The 22,608-nt window shown below is 59.7% G+C and carries 19 protein-coding genes and 2 pseudogenes; 17 read left to right on the top strand and 4 right to left on the bottom strand.

Features of this window, described 5'->3' with window-relative positions; translation table 11 throughout:
• Positions 1 to 133: 133 nt before the first annotated feature.
• From KKQ10_RS09485 to nuoN, 15 genes are all read left to right on the top strand, one after another.
• The gene (locus KKQ10_RS09485) at positions 134 to 895 is read left to right on the top strand and encodes a secretin N-terminal domain-containing protein (RefSeq protein WP_215500929.1); all 762 of its coding nucleotides are present in this window, start codon (positions 134 to 136) and stop codon (positions 893 to 895) included.
• Positions 896 to 1,369: 474 nt separating this feature from the next.
• Entirely contained in the window at positions 1,370 to 2,695 is a 1,326-nt protein-coding gene (gene aceA / locus KKQ10_RS09490; RefSeq protein ID WP_127651030.1) for an isocitrate lyase, read from the top strand.
• A gap of 764 nt (positions 2,696 to 3,459) precedes the next feature.
• Complete coding sequence (locus tag KKQ10_RS09495; protein WP_003223812.1) at positions 3,460 to 3,873, top strand: NADH-quinone oxidoreductase subunit A; 414 nt, start codon at positions 3,460 to 3,462, stop codon at positions 3,871 to 3,873.
• A 10-nt stretch (positions 3,874 to 3,883) separates the two neighbouring features.
• Positions 3,884 to 4,558: a NuoB/complex I 20 kDa subunit family protein gene (locus KKQ10_RS09500; RefSeq protein ID WP_003223809.1), complete on the top strand. Its 675-nt coding sequence runs from the start codon at positions 3,884 to 3,886 to the stop codon at positions 4,556 to 4,558.
• Between the two features lie 74 nt (positions 4,559 to 4,632).
• Positions 4,633 to 6,417 carry an NADH-quinone oxidoreductase subunit C/D gene (gene nuoC, locus KKQ10_RS09505; protein WP_127651031.1) on the top strand — a complete coding sequence of 595 codons (1,785 nt, stop codon included), beginning with the start codon at positions 4,633 to 4,635 and terminating at the stop codon, positions 6,415 to 6,417.
• Positions 6,418 to 6,419: 2 nt separating this feature from the next.
• Entirely contained in the window at positions 6,420 to 6,917 is a 498-nt protein-coding gene (gene nuoE / locus KKQ10_RS09510; protein WP_003223804.1) for an NADH-quinone oxidoreductase subunit NuoE, read from the top strand.
• Entirely contained in the window at positions 6,914 to 8,269 is a 1,356-nt protein-coding gene (nuoF, locus tag KKQ10_RS09515; protein WP_027614663.1) for an NADH-quinone oxidoreductase subunit NuoF, read from the top strand. Before nuoE ends, nuoF begins: the two co-directional genes overlap by 4 nt.
• A 136-nt stretch (positions 8,270 to 8,405) precedes the next feature.
• On the top strand, positions 8,406 to 11,120 hold the full coding sequence (gene nuoG / locus KKQ10_RS09520; protein ID WP_215500930.1) for an NADH-quinone oxidoreductase subunit NuoG: 2,715 nt from the start codon (positions 8,406 to 8,408) through the stop codon (positions 11,118 to 11,120).
• Positions 11,117 to 12,124, top strand: coding sequence for an NADH-quinone oxidoreductase subunit NuoH (nuoH, locus tag KKQ10_RS09525; protein ID WP_007964859.1), 1,008 nt, complete (start codon positions 11,117 to 11,119; stop codon positions 12,122 to 12,124). Before nuoG ends, nuoH begins: the two co-directional genes overlap by 4 nt.
• 11 nt (positions 12,125 to 12,135) lie before the next feature.
• Positions 12,136 to 12,684: an NADH-quinone oxidoreductase subunit NuoI gene (gene nuoI, locus KKQ10_RS09530; protein WP_003223795.1), complete on the top strand. Its 549-nt coding sequence runs from the start codon at positions 12,136 to 12,138 to the stop codon at positions 12,682 to 12,684.
• A 9-nt stretch (positions 12,685 to 12,693) separates the two neighbouring features.
• Positions 12,694 to 13,194 carry an NADH-quinone oxidoreductase subunit J gene (gene nuoJ, locus KKQ10_RS09535; protein WP_003223793.1) on the top strand — a complete coding sequence of 167 codons (501 nt, stop codon included), beginning with the start codon at positions 12,694 to 12,696 and terminating at the stop codon, positions 13,192 to 13,194.
• A gap of 3 nt (positions 13,195 to 13,197) precedes the next feature.
• The gene (gene nuoK, locus KKQ10_RS09540; RefSeq protein WP_003180046.1) at positions 13,198 to 13,506 is read left to right on the top strand and encodes an NADH-quinone oxidoreductase subunit NuoK; all 309 of its coding nucleotides are present in this window, start codon (positions 13,198 to 13,200) and stop codon (positions 13,504 to 13,506) included.
• Positions 13,503 to 15,356 carry an NADH-quinone oxidoreductase subunit L gene (gene nuoL / locus KKQ10_RS09545; protein ID WP_127651034.1) on the top strand — a complete coding sequence of 618 codons (1,854 nt, stop codon included), beginning with the start codon at positions 13,503 to 13,505 and terminating at the stop codon, positions 15,354 to 15,356. Before nuoK ends, nuoL begins: the two co-directional genes overlap by 4 nt.
• A 39-nt stretch (positions 15,357 to 15,395) precedes the next feature.
• Entirely contained in the window at positions 15,396 to 16,928 is a 1,533-nt protein-coding gene (gene nuoM, locus KKQ10_RS09550) for an NADH-quinone oxidoreductase subunit M (RefSeq protein ID WP_003223785.1), read from the top strand.
• 7 nt (positions 16,929 to 16,935) lie between these two features.
• Positions 16,936 to 18,399 (top strand): NADH-quinone oxidoreductase subunit NuoN, encoded by a 1,464-nt coding sequence (gene nuoN, locus KKQ10_RS09555; RefSeq protein WP_127651035.1) that lies wholly within the window; start codon positions 16,936 to 16,938, stop codon positions 18,397 to 18,399.
• A 193-nt stretch (positions 18,400 to 18,592) separates the two neighbouring features.
• On the opposite strand, the gene KKQ10_RS09560 is transcribed toward nuoN, so the two are convergent.
• On the bottom strand, positions 18,593 to 19,057 hold the full coding sequence (locus KKQ10_RS09560; RefSeq protein ID WP_215500931.1) for a GNAT family N-acetyltransferase: 465 nt from the start codon (positions 19,055 to 19,057) through the stop codon (positions 18,593 to 18,595).
• A gap of 325 nt (positions 19,058 to 19,382) precedes the next feature.
• Here KKQ10_RS09560 and KKQ10_RS28375 point away from each other — a divergent pair.
• Positions 19,383 to 19,487, top strand: a pseudogene (locus KKQ10_RS28375) (transcriptional regulator); the annotation flags it as partial.
• A 213-nt stretch (positions 19,488 to 19,700) separates the two neighbouring features.
• Positions 19,701 to 21,026 (top strand): OprD family porin, encoded by a 1,326-nt coding sequence (locus KKQ10_RS09565; protein WP_215500932.1) that lies wholly within the window; start codon positions 19,701 to 19,703, stop codon positions 21,024 to 21,026.
• 119 nt (positions 21,027 to 21,145) lie between these two features.
• On the opposite strand, the pseudogene KKQ10_RS28380 reads toward KKQ10_RS09565, so the two are convergent.
• The 3 genes and pseudogenes from KKQ10_RS28380 to KKQ10_RS09575 form a co-directional block, all read right to left on the bottom strand.
• A pseudogene (locus tag KKQ10_RS28380) lies at positions 21,146 to 21,406 on the bottom strand (DUF6124 family protein); the annotation flags it as partial.
• A gap of 481 nt (positions 21,407 to 21,887) precedes the next feature.
• Entirely contained in the window at positions 21,888 to 22,220 is a 333-nt protein-coding gene (locus KKQ10_RS09570) for a DUF2790 domain-containing protein (protein ID WP_215500933.1), read from the bottom strand.
• Positions 22,221 to 22,286: 66 nt separating this feature from the next.
• On the bottom strand, positions 22,287 to 22,487 hold the full coding sequence (locus KKQ10_RS09575; protein ID WP_215500934.1) for a co-regulatory protein PtrA N-terminal domain-containing protein: 201 nt from the start codon (positions 22,485 to 22,487) through the stop codon (positions 22,287 to 22,289).
• Positions 22,488 to 22,608 lie beyond the last annotated feature (121 nt).

Genomic DNA, 22,608 nt, shown 5'->3' on the forward strand with positions numbered 1-22,608 from the left:
CGGTATGTGAACACCCTCAAAACGCCCCGTCATTTTCGGATGCCGGGGCGTTTTGCTGTCTACGATTCAACTTGCACCACCGCAGGCCGACAAACTGGCAATATCAAGCCTTTCGAAAGCGGAGATAACGGACATGTCCCTACGCACCCTGCTCACCACCCTGCTGCTCGGTTGCAGCCTTTCGGTGATGGCAGCCACAGAAATCGTGCCTCTCAATTACCGCACCAGCGCCGATATGCTGCCGATGGCGCAGGACTTCCTCGGCAAGGACGGTCAGGTCAGCGCCTACGGCAACCAACTGATCATCAAGGCCGAGCCGGACAAGATCCAGGAACTCAAGGCGCTGATCACTCAACTGGACACTGCCCCCAAACGCCTGCTGATCACTGTCGATACCAATGAAAACAACGGTCGCGGCGATGAAGGCTACTCGGTCAACGGCGCGCAGCCGAACCAGACCCGCATCATCAGCCGCAGCACCGCCAGCCGTGACGGCGGCGTGCAGCAAGTGCAGGCTACCGACGGTATGCCGGCACTGATCCAGGTCGGCCAGAGCGTGCCGATCACCAGCAGCCAGACCAACTCGTACGGCGATTACAGCAGCCAGACGCAATACCGCAACGTCACCCAGGGCTTTTATGTCACGGCCAGCGTCACCGGCGACATCGTTCACCTGTCGATCAGTACCAACCGTGACCGCATGAGCCAGGAACGTCCCGATGTAGTGAACGTGCAAAGCACCGACACAACCGTCAGCGGACGCCTGGGCGAATGGATCACCCTCGCCGGCGTGAATCGCCAGACTCAGGCCGACAAACAGGGCCTGACCCGCAGCTACTCGACTCAAGGCCGGGATGACATGACCTTGAAGGTAAAAGTCGACGCCCTGGACTAAAGCACCGAAAACTGACTGATTAGTCGTATTAGACGAAAGATGTAGTGCCTGTAAAAAAGCACTACAAAACGTTTGACGAGGCAAAAAAGCGAAGGCATGATGGCCTCGCTCCCGCTAATCAGAGGCCCTGGCAAGGGCCTTCGAAGCGACGTTCGCACCTACCCCGCGAACCGCTTCGTGTCTGTACCGCCCACAAGGTGTGTTTGACGAGGTTGCCGACTGGAACGAAGTTGTCCCGAGGGACGGAAGCGTAATTAGGTAACCCGGCTTCACGCTGTAGTTCGTATAAAGGCCCACGACGCCCGAATACGCCCCGCAGTCCGCCACTACCTGCTCACTTCCCCTCGAGCCCATCGTTCATCCCGTCGCCTACCCCGCCGAATCCGACTTGACCACCTAAGCTTCTGGTCAGCGAGCGCAGGAATTTTCCACCGCAGAACTACTTTTCATAAAGACGCGACGAGGTTTATCTCCATGGCACTGACACGCGAACAGCAAATTGCAGCCCTTGAAAAAGACTGGGCTGAAAACCCGCGCTGGAAAGGCGTGACTCGCACTTACTCCGCTGCTGACGTCGTCCGTCTGCGTGGCTCGGTTCAACCTGAGCACACCCTTGCGAAAATGGGCGCCGAGAAGCTGTGGAACCTGGTGACCCAGGGTGCCAAGCCATCCTTCCGCCCTGAGAAAGATTTCGTCAACTGCATGGGCGCCCTGACCGGCGGCCAGGCTGTTCAGCAGGTCAAGGCCGGTATCCAGGCGATCTACCTGTCGGGCTGGCAAGTGGCTGCGGACAACAACTCCGCAGAATCCATGTACCCGGACCAGTCGCTGTACCCGGTGGACTCCGTGCCAACCGTGGTCAAGCGCATCAACAACTCGTTCCGTCGTGCCGACCAGATCCAGTGGAAAGCCGGCAAGAACCCGGGCGACGAAGGTTACATCGACTACTTCGCGCCAATCGTGGCTGACGCCGAAGCCGGTTTCGGCGGCGTACTGAACGCCTACGAGCTGATGAAGAGCATGATCGAAGCAGGCGCCGCCGGTGTTCACTTCGAAGACCAACTGGCTTCCGTGAAAAAATGCGGTCACATGGGCGGTAAAGTACTGGTTCCGACTCAGGAAGCCGTGCAGAAGCTGGTGGCTGCACGTCTGGCTGCCGACGTTGCCGGTACCCCGACCATCATTCTGGCCCGTACCGACGCTAACGCTGCTGACCTGCTGACCTCGGATTGCGACCCGTACGACCAGCCGTTCGTGACTGGCGAACGTACTCAGGAAGGCTTCTACAAGGTGCGTGCAGGCCTGGATCAGGCGATCGCTCGTGGCCTGGCCTACGCGCCGTACGCCGACCTGATCTGGTGCGAAACCGCCAAGCCGGATCTGGAAGAAGCCCGTCGCTTCGCTGAAGCGATCAAGAAGGAATACCCGGACCAACTGCTGTCGTACAACTGCTCGCCTTCCTTCAACTGGAAGAAAAACCTGGACGACGCGACCATCGCCAAGTTCCAGCGCGAACTGTCCGCCATGGGCTACAAGCACCAGTTCATCACCCTGGCCGGCATTCACAACATGTGGCACAGCATGTTCAACCTGGCGCACGACTACGCCCGCAACGACATGACTGCCTACGTGAAGCTGCAGGAGCAGGAATTCGCTGACGCCGCCAAGGGTTACACCTTCGTGGCTCACCAGCAGGAAGTGGGCACCGGCTACTTCGACGACATGACCACCGTGATCCAGGGTGGCTCGTCCTCGGTCACCGCACTGACCGGTTCGACCGAAGAAGAACAGTTCCACTGATTCGGCTTCGCTGAGCAAACGGCCTTTGCGGATCGTATAGAAAGCTAACCGCAAAGCCGCAAGACTGACGCCCCGACTGGTTCGGGGCGTTTTTTTGCGCCCCGAAAACACACCCTCCCCATGTAGGAGCTGCCGAAGGCTGCGATCTTTTGATTTTGCTTTTAAAAGACAAGATCAAAAGATCGCAGCCTTCGGCAGCTCCTACATGGGGCATGTGTTGAGCTCAAGACCTCCCAAGCGCCACGAAACCTTGCGGGAGTGAGTCTGCTCGCGATGGCGGTGTGTCCGTCACCTTATGTCTTGGCAGGCACACCGCCATCGCGAGCAGGCTCACTCCTGCAATGACCGGCGGCGCTCGGACAAAACATTGATCCAGACCAGTACCCGCGTCACAAAAATCGGGTAAAACGAGCGCCACCGCTACTTGCAGTAACAGGCATATAAGACAACTTTCCGGTTACTGCGCCGCTAAACAGTTACAAAACCACTCCAAACGATATCAATTATCATTTAGCAGCAACTATGTTCGTTACATTTCTTACAAAACATAATTGGCAGAAACCCGGCTAATGCCCGCAACGCATGGGCTGCAGGGCATTGGAGGTGCGCTATGTCCTTATTCCAATAAATAATTTCGCTATAGGAATTTTACTTGCAGGGTGTTTAGCCATAAAATCAGCGCGATTGATTGCTGCGACATATCGTCACTGCCTTATTTCTTTATCAAGCTCAGAGACCTTTGCTCTCTGTTAAGGATTACCAGCATGCCCGAAGCGACAGGACTCATGGCCCACAACTGGGGCTTTGCCATTTTCCTTCTGGGTGTAGTCGGCCTGTGTGCCTTCATGCTCGGCGTCTCCAGCCTCCTCGGGTCAAAAGCCTGGGGCCGCAGCAAAAACGAACCGTTCGAGTCCGGCATGCTACCTACCGGTGGCGCCCGCTTGCGGCTCTCAGCCAAATTCTATCTGGTCGCGATGCTGTTCGTGATCTTCGATATCGAAGCCCTCTTTCTCTTTGCATGGTCTGTGTCCGTCCGCGAAAGCGGCTGGACCGGATTCGTCGAAGCTCTCGTTTTCATAGCAATTCTGTTGGCAGGTCTTGTCTACCTGTTCCGAGTGGGCGCCCTTGACTGGGCTCCGGAAGCTCGTCGCAAGCGGCAGGCGAAGCTGAAACAATGAGGCTTTGGCAATGCAATACAATCTCACCAGAATCGACCCCGATGCTCCTAACGAGCAGTATCCGATTGGCGAACGGGAAACCGTTTCCGATCCGTTAGAGGATCAAGTCCACAAAAACATTTTCATGGGCAAGCTCGAAGACGTGCTGAGTGGTGCGGTCAACTGGGGGCGTAAAAACTCCCTGTGGCCGTACAACTTCGGCCTTTCGTGCTGCTATGTGGAAATGACCACCGCCTTCACGGCGCCCCACGACATCGCGCGCTTTGGCGCCGAAGTTATCCGGGCATCACCGCGTCAGGCCGACTTCATGGTTATCGCCGGTACCTGCTTCATCAAGATGGCGCCGATCATTCAGCGTCTCTACGAGCAAATGCTCGAGCCGAAGTGGGTGATCTCCATGGGTTCGTGCGCCAACTCCGGTGGCATGTACGACATCTACTCCGTGGTTCAAGGGGTGGACAAGTTCCTGCCCGTGGACGTCTACGTACCTGGCTGCCCGCCCCGTCCAGAAGCATTTCTGCAAGGCTTGATGCTGTTGCAGGAATCGATTGGCCAGGAGCGTCGCCCACTGTCCTGGGTCGTTGGTGATCAAGGCGTTTATCGCGCCGACATGCCTTCGCAGAAGGAACAGCGCCGCGAACAGCGAATCGCAGTGACCAACCTGCGCAGCCCTGACGAAGTCTGATCCAGATCTGTTCTTACAAAAGAAACGAGAAGCTGGCTTCATTCTTTACGTTGACCGAAAGCGAAAAAATAACCATGACTACAGGCAGCGCTCTGTACATCCCGCCTTATAAGGCAGACGACCAGGATGTGGTCGTCGAATTGAACAACCGTTTTGGCGCCGAAGCGTTCACCGCTCAGTCGACCCGCACCGGCATGCCGGTGCTGTGGGTGGCGCGCGCCAAACTCGTCGAAGTCCTGACTTTCCTGCGCAACCTGCCCAAGCCGTACGTCATGCTCTATGACCTGCACGGCGTGGACGAGCGTCTGCGCACCAAGCGTCAAGGGCTGCCATCGGGCGCCGACTTCACCGTGTTCTATCACCTCATGTCGCTTGAGCGTAATAGTGACGTGATGATCAAAGTCGCCTTGTCCGAAAGCGACCTGAGCTTGCCGACCGTCACCAGCATCTGGCCGAACGCCAACTGGTACGAGCGTGAAGTCTGGGACATGTACGGCATCGACTTCAAAGGCCACCCGCACCTGTCGCGCATCATGATGCCGCCGACCTGGGAAGGTCACCCGCTGCGCAAGGACTTCCCGGCGCGCGCCACCGAATTCGATCCGTTCAGCCTCAACCTCGCCAAGCAACAGCTTGAGGAAGAAGCCGCGCGCTTCCGTCCTGAAGACTGGGGCATGAAGCGTTCCGGTGCCAACGAGGACTACATGTTCCTCAACCTGGGCCCGAACCACCCTTCCGCGCACGGTGCCTTCCGCATCATCCTGCAGCTGGACGGTGAAGAGATCGTCGACTGCGTACCGGACATCGGTTACCACCACCGTGGTGCCGAGAAGATGGCCGAGCGTCAGTCCTGGCACAGTTTCATTCCGTACACCGACCGTATCGACTACCTCGGCGGTGTGATGAACAACCTGCCGTACGTGCTCTCGGTCGAGAAGCTGGCCGGCATCAAGGTGCCCGAGAAGGTCGACGTCATCCGCATCATGATGGCCGAGTTCTTCCGGATCACCAGCCACCTGTTGTTCCTGGGGACCTACATCCAGGACGTCGGCGCCATGACCCCGGTGTTCTTCACTTTCACCGACCGCCAGAAGGCGTACACGGTGATCGAAGCCATTACCGGTTTCCGTCTGCACCCGGCCTGGTACCGCATCGGTGGCGTCGCCCACGACCTGCCACGCGGTTGGGACAAACTGGTGAAAGACTTCGTCGAATGGCTGCCGAAGCGCCTCGACGAATACACCAAGGCTGCCCTGCAGAACAGCATCCTCAAGGGTCGGACCATCGGCGTTGCCCAGTACAACACCAAAGAGGCCCTGGAATGGGGCGTCACCGGTGCCGGCCTGCGTTCCACCGGTTGCGACTTCGACCTGCGTAAAGCGCGCCCATACTCCGGCTACGAGAACTTCGAGTTCGAAGTACCGCTGGCCGCCAACGGCGATGCCTACGACCGCTGCATGGTTCGCGTCGAAGAGATGCGCCAGAGCATCAAGATCATCGATCAGTGCATGCGCAACATGCCGGAAGGCCCGTACAAGGCGGATCACCCGCTGACCACGCCGCCGCCGAAAGAGCGCACGCTGCAGCACATCGAAACCCTGATCACGCACTTCCTGCAGGTTTCGTGGGGCCCGGTCATGCCGGCCAACGAATCCTTCCAGATGATCGAAGCGACCAAGGGCATCAACAGTTATTACCTGACGAGCGACGGCGGCACCATGAGCTACCGTACCCGGATCCGTACTCCGAGCTTCCCGCATCTGCAACAGATCCCTTCGGTGATCAAAGGCAGCATGGTCGCGGACTTGATTGCGTACCTGGGTAGTATCGACTTCGTTATGGCCGACGTGGACCGCTAAGCATGAACAGCACGCTTATCCAGACAGACCGTTTCACCTTGAGTGAAACCGAGCGCTCGGCCATCGAGCACGAGCTGCATCACTACGAAGACCCGCGCGCGGCGTCGATCGAAGCCCTGAAGATCGTTCAGAAAGAACGCGGCTGGGTGCCGGATGGCGCCCTGTATGCGATCGGCGAGATCCTCGGCATCCCGGCCAGCGACGTAGAAGGCGTGGCGACGTTCTATAGCCAGATCTTCCGTCAACCGGTTGGCCGTCACATCATTCGCGTCTGCGACAGCATGGTCTGCTACATCGGCGGCCACGAGTCGGTGGTCAGCGAAATCCAGAACAATCTGGGCATCGGCCTGGGTCAGACCACCGCCGACGGTCGTTTCACCCTGCTGCCTGTCTGCTGCCTCGGCAACTGCGACAAGGCACCGGCGCTGATGATCGACGACGACACCTTTGGCGACGTGCAGCCTGCTGGCGTGGCCAAACTGCTCGAGGGCTACGTATGACCCTGACATCTTTCGGTCCCGCCAACCGCATCAAGCGTTCGGCCGAGACTCACCCGCTGACCTGGCGTCTGCGTGACGACGGCGAAGCCGTGTGGCTCGACGAATACCAGGCCAAGAACGGTTACGCCGCTGCGCGCAAAGCCTTCGCCGACATGGCTCAGGACGACATCGTCCAGACCGTGAAAGACGCCGGCTTGAAAGGTCGCGGTGGTGCAGGCTTCCCCACTGGCGTGAAGTGGGGCCTGATGCCTAAAGACGAATCCATCAACATCCGCTACCTGCTGTGCAACGCGGATGAAATGGAGCCGAACACCTGGAAAGACCGCATGCTGATGGAGCAACTGCCCCATCTGCTGATCGAAGGCATGCTGATCAGTGCCCGCGCACTGAAAACCTACCGTGGCTACATCTTCCTGCGTGGCGAGTACACCACCGCCGCCAAGCACCTGAACCGTGCCGTGGAAGAAGCCAAGGCTGCGGGCCTTTTGGGTAAAAACATTCTGGGCAGCGGCTTCGATTTCGAACTGTTCGTCCACACCGGCGCCGGGCGTTACATCTGCGGTGAAGAAACCGCACTGATCAACTCCCTCGAAGGCCGCCGCGCCAACCCGCGCTCCAAGCCGCCCTTCCCTGCCGCCGTCGGCGTATGGGGCAAGCCGACCTGCGTGAACAACGTCGAAACCCTGTGCAACGTGCCGGCGATCATTGCCGACGGCGTTGACTGGTACAAATCGTTGGCTCGCGAAGGCAGCGAAGACATGGGCACCAAGCTCATGGGCTTCTCCGGCAAGGTCAAGAACCCGGGTCTGTGGGAACTGCCATTCGGCGTGACCGGTCGCGAGCTGTTCGAAGACTACGCCGGCGGCATGCGCGACGGTTACAAGCTCAAGGCCTGGCAGCCAGGTGGCGCCGGTACCGGTTTCCTGTTGCCGGAACACCTCGACGCACAAATGTACGCCGGCGGCATCGCCAAAGTGGGCACCCGTATGGGTACCGGCCTGGCCATGGCGGTGGACGACAGCGTCAACATGGTGTCGTTGCTGCGCAACATGGAGCAGTTCTTCGCTCGCGAATCCTGCGGCTTCTGCACCCCGTGCCGTGATGGCTTGCCATGGAGCGTCAAGCTCCTGATGGCCATCGAAGAAGGCCGCGGTCAGCCGGGCGACATCGAGACCCTGCTGGGTCTGGTCGGCTTCCTCGGCCCGGGCAAGACCTTCTGTGCTCACGCACCGGGTGCCGTGGAGCCGTTGGGCAGTGCCATCAAATACTTCCGTCCAGAGTTCGAAGCCGGTATCGCGCCTGCAAGCGCCGCCGTCCCGCCTCTGGCAAGGCCGATCGTAGTCGGCGCGTAAACGCTTAAAAAGGCGAAGGGTCCGTGCCCTTCGCCTTTCGTCCGATGACGCCTTTCGGGGCTGACTGGATTCGGACGGATAACAAGATTCCATTAGCCACGCCCGCTGACACCGGGCCAACGAAGACCTTTGAACCATGGCCACTATCCACGTAGACGGCAAAGCGCTCGAAGTCGACGGGGCAGACAACCTGTTACAGGCATGTCTGTCGCTGGGCCTCGACATCCCTTATTTCTGCTGGCACCCCGCGCTTGGTAGCGTCGGGGCCTGCCGCCAATGCGCGGTCAAGCAGTACACCGACGAGAACGACACCCGTGGTCGCATCGTCATGTCCTGCATGACCCCTGCCACCGACAACACCTGGATCTCCATCGACGATGAAGAATCCAAGGCGTTCCGCGCCAGTGTTGTCGAATGGCTGATGACCAACCACCCGCACGACTGCCCTGTGTGCGAAGAAGGCGGTCACTGCCACCTGCAAGACATGACCGTGATGACTGGCCACAACGAGCGCCGTTATCGCTTCACCAAACGCACCCACCAGAACCAGCAACTGGGCCCGTTCATTTCCCACGAAATGAACCGCTGCATCGCTTGCTATCGCTGCGTGCGTTTCTATAAGGACTACGCTGGCGGCACCGACCTCGGTGTATTCGGCGCCCACGACAACGTGTACTTCGGTCGCGTTGAAGACGGCACCCTCGAAAGCGAGTTCTCCGGCAACCTCACAGAGGTCTGCCCGACCGGTGTGTTCACCGACAAGACTCACTCCGAGCGCTACAACCGCAAATGGGACATGCAATTCTCGCCGAGCATCTGCCATGGCTGCTCCAGCGGTTGCAACATCTCCCCGGGCGAGCGTTACGGCGAACTGCGTCGCATCGAAAACCGTTTCAACGGTTCGGTGAACCAGTACTTCCTGTGCGACCGTGGCCGTTTCGGTTATGGCTACGTCAACCGCACCGATCGCCCACGTCAGCCGATGCTGGCCGACGGCACCAAGCTTGGACTGGATCAGGCGCTGGACAAGGCTGCCGATCTGCTGCGCGGTCGCAACATCGTCGGTATCGGTTCGCCGCGTGCCAGCCTCGAAAGCAACTACGCGCTGCGTGAGCTGGTGGGCGCCGAGCACTTCTACTCCGGTATCGAAGCCTGCGAACTGGAGCGCATCCGTCTGGCCCTGCAAGTGCTCAAAGACAGCCCGCTGCCAGTGCCGAACATGCGCGACATCGAAGACCACGACGCGATCTTCGTCCTCGGTGAAGACCTGACCCAGACGGCTGCACGTATGGCGCTGTCCCTGCGTCAGTCGGTCAAGGGCAAGGCCGAAGACATGGCCGAAGCCATGCGCGTTCAGCCTTGGCTCGACGCCGCCGTGAAGAACATCGGTCAGCACGCGCTGAACCCGCTGTTCATCGCCAGCCTGGCCGAAACCAAGCTCGACGACATCGCCGAAGAATGCGTACACGCCGCTCCAGACGATCTGGCGCGCATCGGTTTCGCCGTGGCCCACGCCCTGGACGCCAGCGCACCGGCCGTTGAAGGTCTGGACGCAGAAGCCCTGGAACTGGCCAAGCGCATCGCCGACGCCCTGCTCGCGGCCAAGCGCCCGCTGATCATCGCCGGTACTTCGCTGGGCTCCAAAGCGCTGATCGAGGCTGCGGCAAACATTGCGAAGGCCCTGAAGCTGCGCGAGAAGAACGGTTCGATCAGCCTGATCGTGCCGGAAGCCAACAGCCTCGGCCTGGCCATGCTCGGTGGCGAATCAGTCGACGCCGCGCTGCAAGCCGTGATCGACGGCAAGGCCGACGCCATCGTCGTGCTGGAAAACGATCTGTACACCCGCACCTCGAAAGCCAAGGTCGATGCGGCCCTGAACGCTGCGAAAGTGGTGATCGTTGCCGACCACCAGAAGACCGCCACCACCGACCGCGCGCAACTGGTTCTGCCAGCGGCGAGCTTCGCGGAAGGCGACGGTACTTTGGTCAGCCAGGAAGGTCGCGCCCAGCGCTTCTTCCAGGTTTTCGATCCGCAATACATGGATGCGAGCATCCTGGTTCACGAAGGCTGGCGCTGGCTGCATGCCCTGCGCTCGACCCTGCTGAACCAGCCGATCGACTGGACGCAACTCGACCACGTCACCGCTGCCGTGGCTTCAAGCACCGAGCAACTGGCGCGTATCGTCGATGCCGCGCCGTCTGCCGCGTTCCGCATCAAGGGTCTGAAACTGGCGCGAGAGCCGCTGCGTTATTCCGGTCGCACCGCGATGCGCGCCGACATCAGCGTTCACGAACCACGCACCCCGCAAGACCAAGACACCGCGTTCGCCTTCTCCATGGAAGGTTACTCGGGTTCGGCTGAACCCCGTCAGCAAGTGCCATTCGCCTGGTCGCCGGGCTGGAACTCGCCGCAAGCCTGGAACAAGTTCCAGGACGAAGTCGGTGGTCACCTGCGCGCTGGCGACCCGGGCACCCGCCTGATCGAAAGCACCGGCGATTCGCTGAACTGGTTCGCTGCCGCACCGCGTGCGTTCAGCCCGGCGCCGGGCACCTGGCAGGCCGTGCCGTTCTACCACCTGTTCGGCAGCGACGAGAACTCGTCGAAAGCCGCACCGGTTCAAGAACGCATTCCAGCTCCGTACGTGGCTCTGGCGAAATCCGAAGCGGATCGTCTGGGCGTCAACGACGGTGCTCTGCTGAGCCTGAACGTGGCCGGCCAGACCCTGCGTCTGCCGCTGCGCATCAATGAAGAACTGGGCGCTGGTCTGGTGGCCTTGCCTGCGGGCATCGCCGGCATTCCACCGGCATTCGCCGGCGTGTCCGTCGACGGTCTGCAGGAGGCAGCGCAATGACCTGGTTCACCCCTGAAGTGATCGATGTGATCCTGACGGTCATCAAAGCCATCGTGATCCTGCTGGCCGTTGTGGTCGCAGGCGCGTTGCTCAGCTTTGTCGAACGTCGCCTGCTGGGCTGGTGGCAGGACCGTTACGGTCCGAACCGCGTTGGCCCGTTCGGCATGTTCCAGATCGCCGCCGACATGCTGAAGATGTTCTTCAAGGAAGACTGGACCCCACCGTTTGCCGACAAGGTGATCTTCACCCTGGCACCGGTGGTCGCCATGTCGGCCCTGCTGATCGCGTTTGCGATCATCCCGATCACCCCGACCTGGGGCGTGGCGGATCTGAACATCGGCCTGCTGTTCTTCTTCGCCATGGCCGGTCTGTCGGTCTACGCGGTGCTGTTCGCCGGCTGGTCGAGTAACAACAAGTTCGCCCTGCTCGGCAGCTTGCGTGCCTCGGCGCAGACCGTGTCCTACGAAGTGTTCATGGGCCTGGCCCTGATGGGCATCGTGGTGCAGGTCGGCTCGTTCAACATGCGCGACATCGTCGAGTACCAGGCGCAGAACCTGTGGTTCATCATTCCGCAGTTCTTCGGCTTCTGTACTTTCTTCATCGCTGGCGTCGCCGTGACTCACCGTCACCCGTTCGACCAGCCGGAAGCGGAACAGGAACTGGCCGACGGTTACCACATTGAATACGCCGGTATGAAATGGGGCATGTTCTTCGTCGGTGAATACATCGGCATCATCCTGATCTCGGCGCTGCTGGTCACCCTGTTCTTCGGTGGCTGGCACGGTCCGTTCGGCATCCTGCCGCAACTGTCCTTCGTCTGGTTCGCACTGAAGACCGCGTTCTTCATCATGCTGTTCATCCTGCTGCGCGCTTCCATCCCGCGTCCGCGTTATGACCAGGTGATGGATTTCAGCTGGAAATTCTGCCTGCCACTGACCCTGATCAATTTGCTGATAACCGCTGCGGTTGTGTTGTGGAACACACCTGCGGTTGCGGTTCAGTGAGGATTTGACCCATGTTCAAATATATTGGCGACATCGTTAAGGGTACCGGTACCCAGTTGCGCAGCCTGGTCATGGTCTTCGGCCATGGCTTTCGCAAGCGCGACACCCTGCAATACCCGGAAGAGCCGGTCTACCTGCCGCCACGCTACCGTGGTCGCATCGTCCTGACCCGTGACCCCGATGGTGAAGAACGTTGCGTAGCCTGCAACCTGTGCGCCGTGGCGTGCCCGGTGGGTTGCATCTCGCTGCAGAAAGCTGAAACCGAAGACGGTCGCTGGTACCCGGACTTCTTCCGTATCAACTTCTCGCGCTGCATTTTCTGCGGTCTCTGCGAGGAAGCCTGTCCGACCACCGCAATCCAGCTGACCCCGGATTTCGAGATGGCCGAGTTCAAACGTCAGGACCTGGTGTACGAGAAAGAAGATCTGTTGATCTCCGGCCCCGGCAAAAACCCTGATTACAACTTCTATCGTGTTGCAGGTATGGCAATCGCTGGCAAGCCGAAAGGCTCTGCGCAGAACGAAGCCGAACCGATCAACGTGAAGAGCTTGCTGCCTTAAGGAAGAACGATGGAATTCGCTTTCTATTTCGCATCGGGTATCGCGGTTGTGTCCACGCTACGTGTGGTCACCAACACCAACCCTGTGCACGCCCTGCTCTACCTGATCATCTCGTTGATCGCCGTGGCCATGACCTTCTTCGCACTCGGCGCACCGTTCGCCGGCGTGCTGGAAGTGATCGCCTACGCCGGCGCCATCATGGTGCTGTTCGTGTTCGTGGTGATGATGCTGAACCTGGGGCCCGCCTCGGTTCAGCAGGAACGCACCTGGCTCAAGCCCGGTATCTGGGCGGGGCCGGTGATTCTCGCCGCCCTGCTGCTGGCCGAACTGCTGTATGTGCTGTTCGCTCACCAGAGCGGTCAGGCCATCGGCCACACCACCGTCGATGCAAAAGCCGTGGGCGTCAGCCTGTTCGGCCCGTATCTGCTGGTGGTCGAACTCGCCTCGATGCTGCTGCTCGCCGCAGCCGTCACGGCGTTCCATTTGGGCCGTAACGAGGCGAAGGAGTAAGACATGCCTGCTATCCCTCTCGAGCATGGACTGGCCGTTGCCGGCATCCTGTTCTGCCTTGGTCTGGTCGGCCTGATGGTCCGCCGCAACATTTTGTTCGTGTTGATGAGTCTGGAAGTGATGATGAACGCCTCTGCACTGGCCTTCATCGTTGCGGGCGCCCGCTGGGCGCAACCGGATGGACAGATCATGTTCATCCTGGTGATCAGCCTGGCAGCCGCCGAAGCCAGTATTGGCCTGGCGATCCTGCTGCAACTGTATCGCCGCTTCCACACGCTCGATATCGACGCTGCCAGTGAGATGCGCGGATGAACCTAATCTTTCTGACTTTTGTATTCCCTCTGATCGGTTTCCTGCTGCTGTCGTTCTCCCGTGGACGCTGGTCGGAAAACCTCTCGGCGCTGGTCGGCGTGGGCTCCATTGGCTTGTCGGCGATTGTCGCCGCCTACGTTATCTGGCAATTCAACGTCGCACCTCCCGAAGGCGGTCACTACACCCTGGTGCTGTGGAAGTGGATGGCGGTCGAAGGCTTCAAGCCTGACTTCGCCCTCTACGTCGACGGCCTGTCGATCACCATGCTCGGCGTGGTGGTGGGTGTAGGTTTCCTGATCCATCTGTTCGCGTCCTGGTACATGCGCGGCGAAGCGGGTTACTCGCGCTTCTTCTCGTACACCAACCTGTTTATCGCCAGCATGCTGTTCCTGGTGCTCGGCGATAACCTGTTGTTCCTGTACTTCGGCTGGGAAGGCGTGGGCCTGTGCTCGTACCTGTTGATCGGTTTCTACTACAGCAACCGCAACAACGGTAACGCCGCACTCAAGGCCTTCATCGTGACCCGGATCGGCGACGTGTTCATGGCCATCGGCCTGTTCATCCTGTTCCAGCAAGTGGGCACGTTGAACATCCAGGAACTGCTGGTGCTGGCACCGCAGAAATTCCAGGTCGGCGACTTCTGGATCACCCTGGCGACCCTGATGCTGCTGGGTGGTGCGGTCGGTAAATCGGCGCAACTGCCGCTGCAAACCTGGCTCGCGGATGCGATGGCCGGCCCGACCCCGGTTTCGGCACTGATCCACGCCGCGACCATGGTGACCGCCGGTGTCTACCTGATCGCCCGTACCCACGGTCTGTTCACCCTGGCGCCGGACATCCTGCACCTGGTCGGCATCGTCGGTGGTGTGACCCTGGTTCTGGCTGGTTTCGCCGCGCTGGTACAAACCGACATCAAACGTATCCTCGCCTACTCGACCATGAGCCAGATTGGCTACATGTTCCTGGCGCTGGGCGTTGGCGCATGGGATGGCGCGATTTTCCACCTGATGACCCACGCCTTCTTCAAGGCCCTGCTGTTCCTTGCGTCCGGTGCGGTGATCGTTGCCTGCCACCACGAGCAGAACATCTTCAAGATGGGCGGTCTGTGGAAGAAACTGCCACTGGCCTACGCCAGCTTCATCGTCGGTGGTGCCGCCCTGGCTGCCCTGCCACTGGTGACCGCAGGCTTCTACTCCAAGGACGAAATCCTCTGGGAAGCGTTCGCCAGCGGCAACCACGGTCTGCTCTACGCAGGTCTGGTCGGCGCGTTCATGACTTCGCTGTACACCTTCCGCCTGATCTTCATCACGTTCCACGGTGAAGCCAAGACCGAAGCCCACGCCGGTCACGGCATCTCTCACTGGCTGCCACTGTCGGTGCTGATCGTACTGTCGACCTTCGTCGGCGCCATGATCGTTCCACCGCTGCACGGCGTACTGCCGGAAAGCGTCGGGCATGCCGGTGGCGAAGCCAAGCACAGTCTGGAAATCGCTTCGGGCGCTATCGCCCTGGCCGGTATCCTGCTGGCGGCCGTGCTGTTCCTCGGCAAGCGTCGCTTCGTGACCGCGATCGCCAACAGCGGCATCGGCCGTTTCCTTTCGGCCTGGTGGTTCGCTGCCTGGGGCTTCGACTGGATCTACGACAAACTGTTCGTCAAGCCGTACCTTGCGATCAGCCATGTACTGCGCAGAGACCCGCTCGACCAGACCATCGGTCTGATCCCGCGTATGGCCAAGGGGGGTCACACCGCCCTGAGCCGCACCGAGACCGGTCAACTGCGTTGGTATGCCGCCTCGATGGCTGCTGGTGCCGTGCTGGTAATCGGCGCCATCGTGCTGGTAGCGGTCTGATATGAACCTTGCGAATTTGCGAAAGGAAACGAGCCCGTCATGATTCTGCCTTGGCTAATCCTGATCCCCTTCATCGGCGGCCTGCTGTGCTGGATGGGTGAGCGCTTCGGCGCTACCCTCCCCCGCTGGATTGCGCTGTTGACCATGACCCTGGAACTCGCCCTCGGCCTCTGGCTGTGGGCCCACGGTGACTATTCATTTGCTCCGGCGCCTGGCGCCGATCCGACCTGGGCGCTTGAGTTCAAGCACGTCTGGATCCAGCGCTTCGGCATCAATGTGCACCTGGCCCTCGACGGCCTGTCGCTGTTGATGATCCTGCTGACCGGCCTGCTGGGTATCCTCTCGGTACTCTGCTCGTGGAAAGAGATCCAGCGTCACGTTGGTTTCTTCCACCTGAACCTGATGTGGATCCTGGGCGGCGTTGTCGGCGTGTTCCTCGCCCTCGACCTGTTCATGTTCTTCTTCTTTTGGGAAATGATGCTGGTGCCGATGTACTTCCTCATCGCGCTCTGGGGTCACAGTTCGTCGGACGGCAAGAAAACCCGGATCTACGCCGCGACCAAATTCTTCATCTTCACTCAGGCGTCCGGCCTGATCATGCTGGTGGCGATCCTCGGTCTGGTGCTGGTCAACTTCAACAACACTGGCGTGATTACCTTCAACTACGCCGATCTGTTGAAGACCAAGATGTCGATGACCACCGAGTACATCCTGATGCTCGGCTTCTTCATCGCCTTCGCGGTCAAGCTGCCTGTCGTACCGTTCCACTCGTGGCTGCCGGATGCGCACGCCCAGGCGCCGACTGCCGGTTCCGTCGACCTCGCCGGTATCCTGCTGAAAACCGCCGCCTACGGTCTGCTGCGTTTCGCCCTGCCGCTGTTCCCGAACGCTTCGGCCGAGTTCGCGCCGATCGCCATGACCCTCGGTCTGATCGGGATCTTCTACGGTGCGTTCCTGGCGTTCGCACAAACCGACATCAAGCGTCTGATCGCCTTCTCTTCCGTGTCCCACATGGGCTTCGTGTTGATCGGCATCTACTCCGGCAGCCAACTGGCACTGCAAGGTGCAGTGATCCAGATGCTGGCGCACGGTTTGTCGGCGGCGGCACTGTTTATCCTCAGCGGTCAGCTGTACGAGCGTCTGCACACTCGGGACATGCGAGAGATGGGCGGTCTGTGGTCGCGTATCGCTTACCTGCCGGCAATCAGCCTGTTCTTCGCCGCCGCGTCGCTGGGCCTGCCGGGTACCGGTAACTTCGTCGGCGAGTTCCTGATCCTGATCGGTACGTTCGCCAGCGCTCCATGGATCACCGCGATTGCCACCTCCGGCCTGGTGTTCGGTTCGGTCTACTCGCTGATCATGATCCACCGTGCCTACTTCGGTCCGTCGAAATCGGATTCGATCCTGCATGGCATGGACGGTCGCGAACTGATCATGGTGCTGGGCCTTGCGGTGCTGCTGATTTACCTCGGCGTGTACCCGCAACCGTTCCTCGACACTTCCGCCGCCACGATGCATGGCGTGCAGCAGTGGCTCGGCACCGCCTTCACTCAACTCGCTTCGGCCCGGTAAGAGCGCTATGGAATTCACGATTCAACACTTTATTGCGCTTGCGCCACTGTTGATCACCAGCCTCACCATTATCGTGGTGATGCTGGCAATCGCCTGGCGCCGCAACCACTCGCAGACCTTCCTGATCTCGGTCGCCGGTCTGAACCTGGCTCTGCTGTCGATCCTGCCAGCCTTGAAAGTCGCGCCTCTGGCCGTGACCCCATTGCTGCAGATCGACACCTTCGCCTGCCTGTACATGGCGCTGATCCTGGTCGCCACCCTCGCTTGTGTGACCCTCGCCCACGCCTATTTGGGTGATGGCGGTTCGGGTTACCCGGGCAACCGTGAAGAACTGTACCTGCTGATCCTGATGGCCGCCGCCGGTGGCCTGGTTCTGGTCAGCGCGCAGCACCTGGCCGGTTTGTTCATCGGTCTGGAACTGCTGTCGGTGCCGGTCTACGGTCTGGTGGCTTACGCCTTCTTCAACAAGCGTTCGCTGGAAGCCGGCATCAAGTACATGGTGCTGTCGGCCGCCGGTTCCGCGTTCCTGTTGTTCGGTATGGCGCTGCTGTACGCAGACTCCGGTTCGCTGAGCTTCGTGGGTATCGGTCAGGCACTGGCTGCAACCGGTCTGCCAAGCTCGCTGGCGCAACTGGGCCTGGGCATGATGCTGATCGGTCTGGCGTTCAAGCTGTCGCTGGTACCGTTCCACCTGTGGACCCCGGACGTGTACGAAGGTGCTCCGGCACCGGTGGCCGCGTTCCTCGCTACCGCTTCGAAGGTTGCCGTGTTCGCGGTGATGGTGCGTCTGTTCCAGATCTCCCCTGCTGCCAGCAGCGGCGTGCTGAGCGACGTACTGAGCGTGATCGCCATCGCCTCGATCCTGTTCGGTAACCTGCTGGCCCTGACCCAGAGCAACCTCAAGCGTCTGCTCGGTTACTCGTCCATCGCGCACTTCGGCTACCTGCTGATCGCGCTGGTGGCGAGCAAGGGTCTGGCGGTGGAAGCCATCGGCGTCTACCTGGTCACCTACGTGATCACCAGCCTCGGCGCCTTCGGCGTGATCACCCTGATGTCCTCGCCGTACAAGGGCCGTGATGCCGACGCGCTGTACGAGTACCGCGGCCTGTTCTGGCGCCGTCCGTACCTGACCGCCGTACTGACCGTGATGATGCTGTCCCTCGCTGGTATCCCGCTGACTGCGGGCTTCATCGGCAAGTTCTACATCATCGCCACCGGTGTCGAGTCGCACCAATGGTGGCTGGTCGGTTCCCTGGTACTGGGCAGCGCCATCGGCGTGTTCTACTACCTGCGCGTGATGGTCACCCTGTACCTGATCGAGCCGAACCTGCGCCGCCACGACGCCCAGCTGCACTGGGAACAGAAGGCAGGCGGCGTGATGCTGCTGGCCATCGCCGTGGTTGCGTTCTTCCTCGGCGTCTACCCGCAGCCATTGCTGACCCTGGTTCAGCAGGCGGGACTGGCGGGCTGATTGCTCGGCTGGCTACAAACGGAAACGGCACCTTCGGGTGCCGTTTTTTGTTTTACGGATTTTATGTAGCAACAAATAACCTGTGGCGAGGGAGCTTGCTCCCGCTGGACTGCGTAGCAGTCCCATTCGTTTGAAACAAAGAGCGGGGTCGCTTCGCGCCCCAGCGGGAGCAAGCTCCCTCGCCACAATGGCATCACAGCGTCTTCACCATCGGCACGCAGGCCAGTTGCAGACCCGAAGGCGATTGATAAATCGCACTCCCCTCCCCGACGTAACCACAGCGCCGATAAAAGTCGGCAGCATTCAACGTTGCGTCCAGACACACCTCGGCCAGCCCCAGATCCCGCGCTAAATCTTCGAGAAAGAACAGAACACGCTTGCCCAGCCCACGCTGCATGAAATCCGGGTGAATGAAGATCGCGCCGATTTCACGCTGCTCCAGATCAAGCATTCCAGTTGCCACGGGTTCACCCTCAATGCAGACCAGATAGAAGTGCTTTGCCATGAGCGTGTCGTAGCCGTCTTCGGCCGCTCCTTTGGTCCAATCGAGCATTTGCTGCTGGCTGTAGGCACCGATGCATTGGTGCCGAATCGCTAGTCGCCGGATATCGAAGGCAATCTGGGCTTCGTCCGGGGTCGCTCTTCTGATGTCGAACATTTCTCTCTCCATGAGCCATGTACGGACGGGCAATGAAAAAGCCCCGTCCATTTCTGGCGGGGCTTTGGGTACACGTCAAATGACAAACACGTATGACCTTATGGCCCGCCGGAAGCGGTCATAGAGGAGCACATCATGTTCATTCGGTGTTGGGCAGTCATGGTCGGATAGTGCTGTGGATTGTTCCGACACGTCAATCGCGAAGTCTCTTTGTTGCTCTATCGAAAGCTCTTGCAAGAAGGTCAGGTTCGTCATACAGCCAGAATTGAGGCACTTCTCTATCCTCAGTAATTGCCGAAAAGATCAATCGAGGCACGGAGGAACAATGAAACGAGACATTTTTTCCGAACTACTGGACGGCTTGAAATCCTTGGCAGATGAGCGCGAAGGCAAAGTCAAACTACGGACCACCAAGCTTCATCTGGTAAAGGATTCCGATAAAAGCGAGGAAACAAACAATCCCACACACCGATTGAGCTCAAACCAAACGCACATGACGAAATTGTAATTCCCTCATCACCTTGGCGTTATCCGCAGCTTGCAACGATGTCACCCGGCGACCAATGCCGGCGGGCCCTTGCCCGTCGAACAATAAAACCACGCCGACGCACGTTCCCGTTCTGCCGAACCCAAGGAGTGTTTGATGGTTAACCATACGAAAATGTCGATGGCCGCTTTAGCAGTGGTGGTCGGCTCCGGGCCGTCCATGGTGTTTGCAGAAGACAAGCCCGAGGGTTTTGTCGAAGGCAGCAGCCTGACGGTGCTCAACCGCAACTTCTACTTCAATCGTGATCACCGCAACGGCCAGTCCAGCCCTACCGGCAACGGCTATTCCGAAGCCTGGGCGCATGCGGTCATCAGCAAGTTCGAATCCGGCTTCACCCAAGGCACCTTTGGGGTCGGTGTCGATGCATTTACGATGATTGGTCTGAAACTCGACACCGGTGACGGCCGTAATGGCGGGCGCAGTTCGTTCGATGTGTTGCCGGTCAACCGTGACGGCCAGGCGCGGGACGAATACACCAAGGTCGGCGGCGCCGCGAAAGTGCGGGCATTCGATACGGTGGTCAAGGTCGGTGATGTGTTCCCGGCCAACCCGATGGTGGCGGCCGGTGACTCGCGTTTGCTGCCGGAAAGCTTTCGCGGCGTGACGGCGACCAACACCAGCATCGAAGGTCTGTCGATTCAGGGCGGACGCCTGCATGCGATGAGCCAACCAGTGTCCAGCGACATGCGCGAGAACTTCGTGACCTTCTACGCAGGCCCGGTCAATTCGCCATGGATCGCTTACGGCGGCGGCGATTATGCGTTGAACAAGAACCTCAGTTTCAGCCTGTACTCCAGTCGCCTGAAGGATGCCTGGAATCAGTACTACGCCGGTACCGCATGGACCTATCCACTGTCGGATGACCTGTCGCTGTTCGGCGGCTTGAACTATTACAGGGCGGTCGACGAAGGCAAACAGCTGCTCGGCCAGTTCGACAACAACATCTGGAGCGGCCGCGTCGGGGTGAAACTCGGCGCGCACTCCGTCGCCCTCTCCCACCAGCGCAACAACGGCAACGACGACTTCGACTACCTGCGCCAGTCCGACTCGATCCTCCTCGACAACTCGATCCAGTACAGCGACTTCAACTCGCCGAAAGAACGTTCGTGGATGGTGCGCTACGACCTCGACATGACCGCTTATGGCGTACCGGGCTTGTCGTTCATGACCCGTTACGCGCGCGGCACCGACGCCGACTATTCCAATGCCAACGCCGTGTACATGCGCCGCGATGCCGAAGGCAACCCGCTGACCGACCAGAAGCGCTGGGAGCGTGATGTGGAGGTCAAATACGTGGTGCAGAGCGGTTCGATGAAAGACCTGTCGCTGCGCTTGCGCCAGGCCACCACCCGCGCCACGGCGTTCGAGTCCGACCTGGATGAAGTGCGGGTGATCGTCGAATACCCGCTGGCGATTCTCTGAGTTTCCCGAGCAATACCATTCACCTTTAGAAGCTCCTTGCTCCTTTGGTCAGAGGTGAATTTTTGGCGCCCTTCGGGGCGCTTTTTTTTGCCGTCCCGAAACACAATCCTGTAGGCGCTGCCGAGCATCACCGTGGCCGAGGCCAGGGATTCGCAGGCGTTGGCCAGCAGGGATTCGGTGTCGGCGTCGGGATTGACCAGGAACAGTGCGTTGGTGGTGTACGGGGCGGCCATGATTGAAGGTGTGGGGTTGAGGTAGTAGTCGAGGGCGCGCTCGGCGGCTTCGTGGAGTTTGTGGGTGTCGATGGCGGCGTAGGGGGATGTTGGGTCGGGATCTACAAACGTGGTTTCTTCGGGGGGATTGGGGGTTGGCTTTTTCATCATGTTTTTACTCAGCTTGACGGTGGAGCTGGCCCTTTCGGTTCCACGCGAAAGGGTGGCAGCTGTACGCAGGTTGGAACCCGGGCAACTGAGCAAAACCCGACAGACTCGAAGTCTCCCGCGCACAGCCGCCATAACGGAGTGCACACATGAAAGTGCGCAAGCATACGTCATGAACGGTGCGTTTTGCGTCAGTTAAGCCGCGGGGTTCCAATCCCGATCGCTGATTTGGCAGCGACCCACACAGGCTAGAGAGCGGACGTCCGACGGACAACCTGAAAACATTGTGGGAAGGTTCTGCTTTTCCCACACAACCTTTAAACATTCCGAATCTAAATACAGATCGTGATTTGGCAAAAATACCCCTGTAGGAGCTGCCGAAGGCTGCGATCTTTTGACTTTGACTTTAAAGATCAAGATCAAAAGATCGCAGCCTTCGGCAGCTCCTACAGGGGGTGTCGACCGTGACGACTCAGGCGGGCTAGCCACCGCTGTTACGGCACACACCCGCCACGCTGTACTTGAGGGTATTAAGCTGCCCTTGCGAATCCTCGTAAGTCATGGCGGTCGGGACCACCGAGCAACCTGGCTGCGGTTTCACCACGCTGACGATTTTCACCACGTCCAGCTTCATTCCGTATTCGTATTCCTTGACCATCGGCGCCGCTTTGCCGCGCTCGGCTGCGTATTGCTCCATGGCTTTGGCGTTGGCGCTGAAGGCACGCTCGAAAGTGCGATCGCCACCGCCTTCAGCCAGTGCGTTCACCGACATCGCCATGACAGCAGCGAAGGTCATCCATTTGCTCAACTGCATGTTTACTCCTCCGTAAAAAAGCCCGGCATCGGCACACGACAACGGGCTTGTTCCAGTGCGCCGGGCTTACAGGTCTTTGGTCTTGTCGTCTTTCTTGTCATTGACGACGACCGGGTCGCGGGCCTGTTCCTTGGCCACGAACAGCTCCATGGAGCGGTCATTGGCAGTCATCATGCGGTCGAAGGTGCGGTCACCGCCGCCTTCGGCCATGGCCAGGGACGACAGCATCAGGGCGGCTGCGAAGGTGCTGAGTTGGGCGAATTTCATCGTTGATTCCTCGTTTAAGTAGCTGACGGGATCAAGGTAACAAGGCGCACCTTTCGTGACGGTGGCGGGGGAATTACAGATTCGTAATGTGCGTACAGCCTGGTAGCACGACGCAAAACCT

The sequence above is a fragment of the Pseudomonas sp. MG-9 genome, assembly GCF_018729515.1.
Classification (GTDB): Bacteria; Pseudomonadota; Gammaproteobacteria; order Pseudomonadales; family Pseudomonadaceae; genus Aquipseudomonas; species Aquipseudomonas serboccidentalis.